The organism is uncultured Bacteroides sp. (assembly GCF_902491285.1).
In the GTDB taxonomy this organism is placed as follows: domain Bacteria; phylum Bacteroidota; class Bacteroidia; order Bacteroidales; family Bacteroidaceae; genus Bacteroides.
In genome coordinates, this window is sequence record NZ_CABUHK010000127.1 from 1 (window position 1) to 9,687 (window position 9,687).

The window sequence follows — 9,687 nt, forward strand, 5'->3', positions numbered from 1 at the left end:
GTGCCGCTGCCATGGACGAATTGTACGAACAATATCGTCAGGTATTGGCAAACGAGCCTGTGACTGTGGAAAAGTTCGCGTATCAGTTGGCTTTCAACCTGATTCCGCAGATTGACGTATTCACAGAAAACGGTTACACGAAGGAAGAAATGAAGATGTTTAACGAAACACGTAAGATCATGCATTCCGACATCAAGGTTAGTGCTACTTGCGTGCGTGTTCCCGCATTGCGTGCCCACTCCGAAAGCATTTGGGTAGAAACAGAACGTCCGATTTCCGTGGAAGAAGCCCGCGAAGCGTTCGCCAAGGGAGAAGGCCTGGTTCTTCAGGACAATCCTGCAGAGAAAGAATATCCGATGCCGTTGTTCCTGGCTGGTAAAGACCCGGTTTACGTAGGACGTATCCGCAAAGACCTGACAAACGAAAACGGGCTGACTTTCTGGATTGTAGGTGACCAGATTAAGAAGGGTGCCGCACTGAACGCTGTTCAGATTGCCGAGTATCTGATTAAAGTAAAAAATGTCTAAGGTATCAGTCCGGAGATAAAATCCGGACATCGACAAAGATAAGCCAAACCAATGAACCGGCTTGCATTGCGAACAGTATCGCGTTGCAAGCCGGTTTCTTATTTTATATACCATATGCCTTCCTCATAAAACCGAAAAGGTTCTTTTGTCGCAAACCCTCACTTATTATAGGTATTTCATTTCTTTAAAATAACTAATTATAGCGATTGCCCCGCAGCCGTTATTTAACGAATTTTGCGCAAAACTTATCTATGAAGTATTGTCTTTTTAATATTGCATTGTGGGGGCTATTATTTTGCAATCTATTTGAGGTTGCCGCCAATTCAAACATCTATACAATCTCCGGTCGCGTGACCGAAGCAAAAACGAATTCCCCCTTGCCTGGTGCATCTATCGTTATCAAAGGCACCTACTTATGGGCTGTATCCAATCAGAAAGGAGAATTTACGATACCGGGAGTACAAAGCGGGAAATACAATATAGAAGTATCTTTCCTGGGTTATGTGCCGACAACTCTTCCTGTAGACGTACGTAAAGACATCAAGAATCTGACTATCCAACTCAAAGAAAATACCCTCGCACTGGAAGGAGTGGTTGTCACCGCACAAGCTCCGAAAAACGAGTTGAACACTACGCTGACTATCGGTAGCAATGCCTTAGAGCATCTCCAAGTATCCAATGTCAGTGATATTTCCGCACTGCTTCCTGGGGGAAAGACGAAAGTACCCGACCTTACCGCCAATAACATTTTCTCATTACGCGCCGGCGGTTCGACAGCCGGTAACGCTGCTTTCGGGACAGCCATAGAAGTAGATGGCGTACGCATCGGCAACAATGGTTCATTCGGCGACATGAACGGTGCGGATACCCGGAGCATTGCCGTAGCAGATATTGAATCGGTGGAAGTAATCACGGGCGTACCGTCCGCCGAATATGGCGACTTAAACAGCGGTATGGTTAAAATCAACACCAGAAAAGGAAAGACACCGTGGAACATATTACTCTCCATCAATCCGCGCACGGAACAGGTTTCGTTTTCAAAGGGACTTGATTTAGGGAATGACAAAGGAGTTATCAACATAAACGGAGAATGGACAAAGGCTACCCAAAAGCTGATTTCTCCTTATACCTCTTATACAAGAAGAAGTTTCTCTGCCGGATACAGCAATACTTTCCACAAAGTATTCCGGTTCGACATCGGTGTCACGGGCAATATCGGCGGTATGAATACGAAAGATGACCCTGACGCATATTCAGGAGAATATACCAAAGTGCGGGATAACGTATTCCGTGCCAATACTTCACTGGCGTGGTTGCTCAATAAACCGTGGATAACCAACCTCAAATTTGACGCATCGGTGTATTATAATGATAATAACTCGCACTCGCACACTTTTTATTCTTCTGCATCCGAGCAACCGGCAGTGCACGCCACCCAGGAAGGGTATTTCCTGGCAAGCAAACTGCCGTACACTTATTTTGCCGACCAGGTGGTCGATTCCAAAGAACTGGATTACGCAGCATCCTTGAAGTATGAATGGAACCGTCGGTTCGGTACTGCAAACAGTAATCTGAAAGCAGGTGTTCAGTGGAAAGCAACGGGAAATGTGGGTGAAGGAGAATATTATAAAGACCCCGCATTGGCTCCGAACGGTTACCGCCCACGCCCTTATAGCGCATATCCGTATATGCATAACGTTTCGTTTTATGCAGAGGAAAGCCTGTCACTACCTGTCGGGAATACAATGCTCAGGTTGATGGCGGGCGTACGCTGGGAAAATCTATTTATCAAAGGGACGGAATATAACAGTCTGAACAGCCTTTCGCCACGCTTCAATGCCCGGTGGCAGTTGAACGAATATATCGCTATCCGTGGCGGATGGGGGATTTCCGAGAAATTGCCTTCTTTTTATATGCTGTATCCCAAGCAGGAATACCGGGATATACAGACTTTCGGATTCTCTTATAATAACAATGAGTCATCTTATGTGTATTATAGCCAGCCCTACACCTTGCCGCACAACGAGAATCTCCGCTGGCAAAAGAACCAAAACTCGGAGATAGGTATCGACCTCAATGTCGCCCGTACCCGAATTTCACTAGTCGGATACTTCAACCGCACGAAACTGCCGTATAAATACACAAGTACGTATACCCCGTTCGCATATGATATACTCCAATTACCCGATGGATTCACGATGCCCGCTAACCCGCAAATCAATGTGGACAGCCAGACAGGGATGGTTTATATACGTGAAAACGAATCGGACTACTGGACTCCGATGGACGTAAAGGTGACCGACCAGACCTTTGTCAAATCAACCTCTCCCAACAATGGCATGGACGTAATCCGCCGGGGAGCGGAACTGATTGTCGACTTCCCGGAGATAATCCCTATCCGTACACAATTCCGGATAGATGCTGCCTATACTTACACGAAATATATAGATAACTCGTTATCCTATTATTATCAGAACGGATGGTCGCACACCGATGCCAGCCTTCCCAACCGTTCTTACCAATATGTAGGTATCTATGCCAACGGCGACAATTCATCCATAACCGCCAACGGCAGGCGCACCCACTCGCTGGATGCCAATATCACTGCCATCACCCGTATCCCGAAAGCCCGGCTGATTATATCCTGCCGGCTGGAAGCCTCACTAGTGAAGCGTTCGCAGAACATCTCCGAATACAAGGGCAAGGAATATGCCTTCAAAGTCAGCGAAAGCAGTAATGCCCGAACCGAAGGAAGTATCTACGACGGAGATTCCTACACAGCCATCTGGCCGGTAGCCTATCTCGACCTGAATAACGAAATGCATCCTTTCACTTCCGCCGAAGCCGAAAATCCGGAGTTCTCTTATCTGATACGTAAATCGGGCAATGCCTATACGTTCGCAGCCGACGGTTACGCCCCGTATTTCTCTGCCAACATCAACATAACCAAAGAGATTGGCGACCACATATCCCTGTCTCTCAACGCTATCAACTTTACCAACTCACGTCCTTATGTGAAATCCCGTGCAACCGGTGTAAGCGTGCTCTTCACCCCTGATTTCTATTACGGGCTCACTTGCCGCATTAAATTTTAAACTTATGAAGCAATCCATCTACATAGTATTACTGACAGCCGTCATCGGCATCGCAGCAGGATGCACGGACATTGACAAAGAGAATCCATACGGCGACCAGTTGCACACCCTGCAAGTCACTGCCGTCTATCCGGAAGGTTATACAGAATATCTCCGGGAAGGAATAACCGTGAAAATTGAAGACGTAGACCGTGGCAACTCTTACAAGGCAAAAACCGACAAGGACGGAACGGTGCAATTTTCACTGACACAAGGAATCTACCGTGTGCAAATCAGTGACAAGAGCGACCAGGACATCTTCAACGGGCTCGCCGACAATGTAAAACTGACGGACGGGGATATGGCTTTTAATCTGCCATTGCTCCACTCCAGAGCGGGAGCTATCATCATCAAGGAAATCTACTGCGGCGGTTGTACCAAGCTGCCATTGGAAGGAAATTACCAGTCCGATAAATATATTATCCTGCACAATAACGATTCGGAAGTACAATACCTCGACAGTTTATGCTTCGGGACGCTCGACCCTTACAATGCGCAAGCCACCAACGTATGGGTGAAGCAGGACGCAGAAACCGGAGCAACCATCTTCCCCGACTTCGCTCCCATCGCCCAGTGCGTCTGGCAGTTTGGCGGCACAGGCAAGACGTTCCCGCTGCAACCGGGTGAAGATGCGGTGATTGCCCTCAACGGAGCCATCGACCATGCGGCACAATATCCGCAGTCCGTCAACCTGAACAAACCCGGATACTTTGTCTGCTACAACAACGTCTATTTCCCGAACACGCAATACCACCCGGCTCCGGGCGACCAAATCACGCCGGAACATTACTTGAACGTTGTCGTGAAGACGGGACAGGCCAATGCCTATACCTACTCGCTATCCTCTCCCGCCACAGTTATCTTCAAGGCTGAGGGCATTACAATACAAGATTTCGTTGCCAAAGAAGGCAGCATCCTACAAAAACCCGGAAGCACAGTCGACCGGGTGATAGCCGTCCCGCTTGAATGGGTTATCGACGGCACGGAGATATACTACGGCGGTTCCTCGAACAATAAGAAGCGTATCTCTCCTTCCATCGATGCCGGATACGTCACCCAAAGCGCCACTTACAACGGGCGCAGCCTACACCGCCAGGTAGACGAAGAAGCCACGCAGGAAGCAGGTTATGAGATACTGGTAGATACCAACAACTCTTCCACCGATTTTTACGAACGAGAAAAACCATCTTTGCATGAGTGATATGAGAAAAATAGATATAACCTGTCTTTTGCTATTATGCATGGTGTCCGCAACTTCGGCACAGACCTATGACATTATAGAACGGCGTAACTCATGGAATGCCGGAGCCAATGTCACGGGCATCATGATGGACAGCATCACTACCTCTTACGCCGAATTGTACGGAAACAACCGCCACGGTGACTTCCGCAACTCGTACGAAGCGGAAAAGTCATGGAGTGCCGGGGCGATAGCAAAGTCCATCACCCACTTGAAAGGCTATTCTCTGACCGGTTCATTCTCCTTCGACCAAACTTCGGGCAAGAATATGAGCGGCTCGATGTTTATCCATCCGGGCTTTTACCCGGTAGACGTTCTGGAGTTCACCCCCGGACGCAAAGACCTGCAAACCTATGCGTTCATGGGCGGTATAGCAACAGACATCGCCCCCAACTGGCGATTGGGCGGTAAGATAGATTTTTCCGCAGCCAACTACTCCAAACGGAAAGACTTGCGGCATACCAACTACAGGCTCGACCTGACGGTAGCCCCCAGTGTCATGTATCATTCCGGTGAACTGGCAATCGGGCTTTCGTATCTCTTCAACAAAAACAGCGAATCTGTCAAAGCGGAAGTTATCGGTACGGCAGAGACGTCCTACAATGCCTTTCTGGATAAAGGACTGATGTATGGAGCCTACGAAGCATGGAACGGCAGCGGTATCCACTTGAGTGAATCGGGAATCAACGGTTTCCCTGTCAAAGAGTTCTCTCACGGAGCAGCCTTGCAACTGCAATGGAAAGGCTTCTATGGAGATATTGAATATATGCACTCTTCCGGCTCTGCAGGCGAACGGGAAGCCATCTGGTTCAAATTCCCGACGCACCGGATTACCTCTCATCTGAGTTACCGCTTCAAACAGGGAAACAAGGAACATTTTCTGCGGCTGAACCTGCAATGGTCGCACTTGGCAAATAATGAGAACGTTATCAGCAAGGAAACGGTCAACGGAATAACAACGACTCACGTACACGGCTCCAACCGTATCTTCGAGCAAGACGCTTTCTCCGCCAATCCCGAATATGAACTTATAAGCCCACGCGGAGAACTTCGCCTGGGAACGGAATTATCGGCATCCAAACGTCTCGTGACTCAGATGTACCCTTACGTCGCTTCGGAAAAGATGCTTTGCAGCCGGACGTATATCTCCGGAGTACTTCACACCGGAAGATTCGACCTGAAAGCCGCCGCATCCTTTTCTACGGGAGACTTCACCGAGAAAAGCAGAACCGTTGAGACAGCTACGGAAGCGGGCAATCCGCCTTATCGTCTGACTGATTATTATAATCTACAGAATGAATACGCAACCGCCACGCACGCCACTCTCCGTCTCGGATTACGCTATCATTTCAACCGGGGAATTTATGCGGAGATACAGGGAAGCTATACGCACGGTTTCAACCTCAACTATATAGAGGGTGCGAGCCGATGGAACGAAACCATAAAGCTAGGATATACTTTTTAAAAACAATCAATATTCATACGAACTAAATTATTAAACAATGAAAAAGATTTTGACGTTTATGTTTGCAGCAGCGCTTCTGGCATCCTGCCAGCAAGAAGAGAAGGAAGCAACGGCTATTGGCACTAGCAGCCGCATAACTATTGCTCCCATAATCACACGTGCTACGGAAGTTAACTTCGAAAATACAGACCAAATCGGAGTAACAGTCACCCAAAGCAATGACTTCGTATATGCATCAAACAAACTGATGACATTCAATGACGGAGTATTTACCGGTGATTTACTTTGGTATCCGGAAGGAAATGACGAATCGCAGATAGTAGCCTATTATCCATATAATGCGGCCGGTACTCCGACTTCATTTACGGTAAAAGCCGACCAGACTACAGGTTACGGTGCATCCGACCTTATTGCTGCGAGCAAGTCCGGCGTACTTCCTTCTACCAATGCTATCGTCATGAACTTTAAGCACCTACTTACCAAACTGGTCATCAACGTAGAGAATGATACGCAATCAAACATTTCATCTGTTGTACTGAAAGGTTCTGTACCAACCGCCATTCTCGACCTGGCAGCCCTTTCGGTTACAGCCGACGAGAACGTTGCAACAACAGACATCATCGCACAAGCTGTTACAGCAAACAAGGTCTATCGCGCCATCGTCATTCCGCAGACGGTAGCTTTCACTCTTGAAGTAACAACTGCTGACGGCAAGACTTTATCACAGAGACTCGCTTCTACGACATTGGTTCAAGGCGGACAATACAGTGTGAATGTCCGTGTGTTACCTGATGATATTATCGTTACACTGAGCGGTGAGATTGATAATTGGACAGATGAGGGCGAAATCGGCGCAGACAATGAGGTTCCTTTCGAAGAACATCTTGACGAGAACTATTTCCTGTATGACGGAGTGAAATACAATACCGTAACCTTTGCAAACGGAACAACATGGATGGCTGAACCGCTTATCTATCTCCCGAAAGGATTTACTCCTTCTACCGACCCGACCGCAGATTCACATATCTGGTATCCGTATGAAATTGTAGACGGCGCAACCGTAGCTACAACCGATGTTAGTGCCATAAAAGAATTGGGCTATCTCTATGACCTGCAAGCTGCCCTGGGCGGTAAGGAAATTACTGAGAGTAATTTGAACAGCTTTGAAGGAGCACAAGGTATCTGTCCGAAAGGATGGCACATACCGACACGCCTGGAGTACTTTAACCTGGTAGGAAAATCAACGAATGATGCTGACGGTAAAGTACCGGCTGATGGTGATAAAGCTCTTTTCTATGATGTAACCTATGACGGCGGCAAAATAACATCACTTAATAATGCAGGATTCAATTACCGGTTCTCCGGTGTACGCATGGTAACAAGCCTCACCGGAGCCGGCAGTTATCAAAAGACTGCAATAGCCAGTGAAGACAACATCCAAGCTGCATGGCATGGGAAATCGGCAATGAATTACCATATGACTTCGACTGCCTACAAACCCATTTACAACAGTACTTCCGGATTATTGACCAACATACAGTTCTTCGGATTGATGAGCACAATCAATACAACCAAGTATCCGGAAGGCAGATTATCACTATCTTATGTCAGCGTCAAAGCCGGCATGCAACTCCGTTGCGTAAGGGACTAATCCGCCAGCCCAAGGGGCAATATTTGTTTCATGCCTTGAAACACTTTGTTTCTCGGTGTGAAACTAAAAGTTTCAAGTAGGGTTGAAACTAATCTCTTATAGGACCGGCTACCGGATGCTATAAGCAGAGCAATAAACTATTTACAAACTATATAAAAAACGAAGCAGTAACAATGAAAACAAAAAAGCTAACTATCGTCGTTGCTTTAGCAGCAATGACTTTTATCGGAACTTCATGTGGTAACAAACAACAGAAAAGCGCATCGGAAACGACTACGGAGCAAACCGCCTCTTCCGCTCTGGAAATCGACTCTCTCCTGGCAAATGCCGAAAGCCTTGCCGGAAAAGAAGTGACCATCGAAGGCGTTTGTACGCACACCTGCAAACATGGAGCCAAGAAAATCTTCCTTATGGGCAGTGACGACACGCAGGTAATCCGCGTGGAAGCCGGAACACTGGGCGCATTCGACCCTAAATGCGTGAACTCCATCGTCCGCGTCACCGGCACGCTGAAAGAGCAACGCATCGACGAAGCCTATCTCCAGAACTGGGAAACGCAACTCAAAGCGCAAGCTGCCGAGAAGCACGGTACAGGCGAAGCCGGATGCGACACCGAAAAGAAAGCGCGTGGCGAAACAGCCAACACGCCCGAAGCCCGCATCGCCGACTTCCGTGCCAAGATAGCCGACCGCAAAGCAAAAACAGGAAAAGAGTATTTATCATTCTATTTTATGGAAGCTAATTCGTATGAAGTGGAGTAACAGCGTCCGCAAATGGAGCCGGATTATACACCGCGACTTATCATTTTTCTTTGCCGGAATGGTCTTGATATATGCCATTTCCGGCATTGTGATGAATCATCGCAATACAATTAATCCGAACTTCTCCATCACGCGGAAAGAATATAAGATAACCGAAAACCTGCCGGACAAGGCGGGAATGAATAAGGAAAAAGTACTTACCCTGCTGGAACCACTGGGAGAGGCAGCCAACTGTACCAAACATTACTTCCCTCAAGCGGACGTAATGAAAGTATTCCTGAAAGGCGGCTCCAATCTCTTGGTGAATGTAAAGACGGGGGAAGCAGTTTACGAATCCGTCACCCGTCGCCCGCTTATCGGGGCGATGTCCCGTCTGCATTACAATCCGGGGCAGTGGTGGACGTACTTTGCTGATATTTTCGCTGTCGGGCTTATTATCATCACCCTTTCCGGCGTCATCATGCTGAAAGGGAATAAAGGTATTATCGGCAGAGGGGGAATAGAACTCATTGCAGGAATCTTGATTCCCCTGCTTTTCCTCTTCTTCTTTTGAATAGAATAACAGATAAAATCGAATGGAACAAATTATCGAATGTAACAATCTGACGCATTATTACGGCAAACGGTTGATTTACGAAAACCTCAGTTTCACAGTACCCAAAGGACGTATCCTGGGACTGTTGGGCAAAAACGGTACGGGCAAGACCACCACTATAAATATCCTGAGCGGTTACCTGAAACCGCGCTCGGGAGAATGCCGCATCTTCGGACAGGAGATACAAACCATGCCACCGTCCCTGCGTCGTAACATCGGACTGCTGATTGAGGGTCATGTGCAATACCAGTTTATGACTATCACCGAGATAGAGAAATTCTACGCAGCTTTCTACCCCGGTCAGTGGAAAAAGG

General features: G+C 47.6%; 8 protein-coding genes. All 8 read left to right on the forward strand.

The window, feature by feature from the left end:
* A partial coding sequence (locus tag RDN93_RS20725) for an Asd/ArgC dimerization domain-containing protein (protein WP_308747244.1) occupies positions 1-527 on the forward strand: 527 nt, incomplete at its 5' end.
* Positions 528-778: 251 nt separating this feature from the next.
* Complete coding sequence (locus tag RDN93_RS20730) at positions 779-3,622, forward strand: TonB-dependent receptor (RefSeq protein WP_308747245.1); 2,844 nt, start codon at positions 779-781, stop codon at positions 3,620-3,622.
* A 4-nt stretch (positions 3,623-3,626) separates the two neighbouring features.
* A complete protein-coding gene (locus tag RDN93_RS20735) occupies positions 3,627-4,862 on the forward strand; it encodes a DUF4876 domain-containing protein (RefSeq protein ID WP_308747246.1) in 1,236 nt (411 codons plus the stop codon).
* The gene (locus RDN93_RS20740; protein ID WP_308747247.1) at positions 4,855-6,366 is read left to right on the forward strand and encodes a DUF6850 family outer membrane beta-barrel protein; all 1,512 of its coding nucleotides are present in this window, start codon (positions 4,855-4,857) and stop codon (positions 6,364-6,366) included. The genes RDN93_RS20735 and RDN93_RS20740 overlap by 8 nt, the downstream gene beginning before the upstream one ends.
* Positions 6,367-6,403: 37 nt before the next feature.
* Positions 6,404-8,017: a fimbrillin family protein gene (locus RDN93_RS20745; protein ID WP_308747248.1), complete on the forward strand. Its 1,614-nt coding sequence runs from the start codon at positions 6,404-6,406 to the stop codon at positions 8,015-8,017.
* Positions 8,018-8,190: 173 nt separating this feature from the next.
* Complete coding sequence (locus RDN93_RS20750; protein WP_308747249.1) at positions 8,191-8,778, forward strand: hypothetical protein; 588 nt, start codon at positions 8,191-8,193, stop codon at positions 8,776-8,778.
* Entirely contained in the window at positions 8,765-9,331 is a 567-nt protein-coding gene (locus tag RDN93_RS20755) for a PepSY-associated TM helix domain-containing protein (RefSeq protein ID WP_308747250.1), read from the forward strand. Before RDN93_RS20750 ends, RDN93_RS20755 begins: the two co-directional genes overlap by 14 nt.
* A gap of 22 nt (positions 9,332-9,353) precedes the next feature.
* The coding region (locus tag RDN93_RS20760) for an ATP-binding cassette domain-containing protein (protein WP_308747251.1) at positions 9,354-9,687 on the forward strand (334 nt) is incomplete at its 3' end.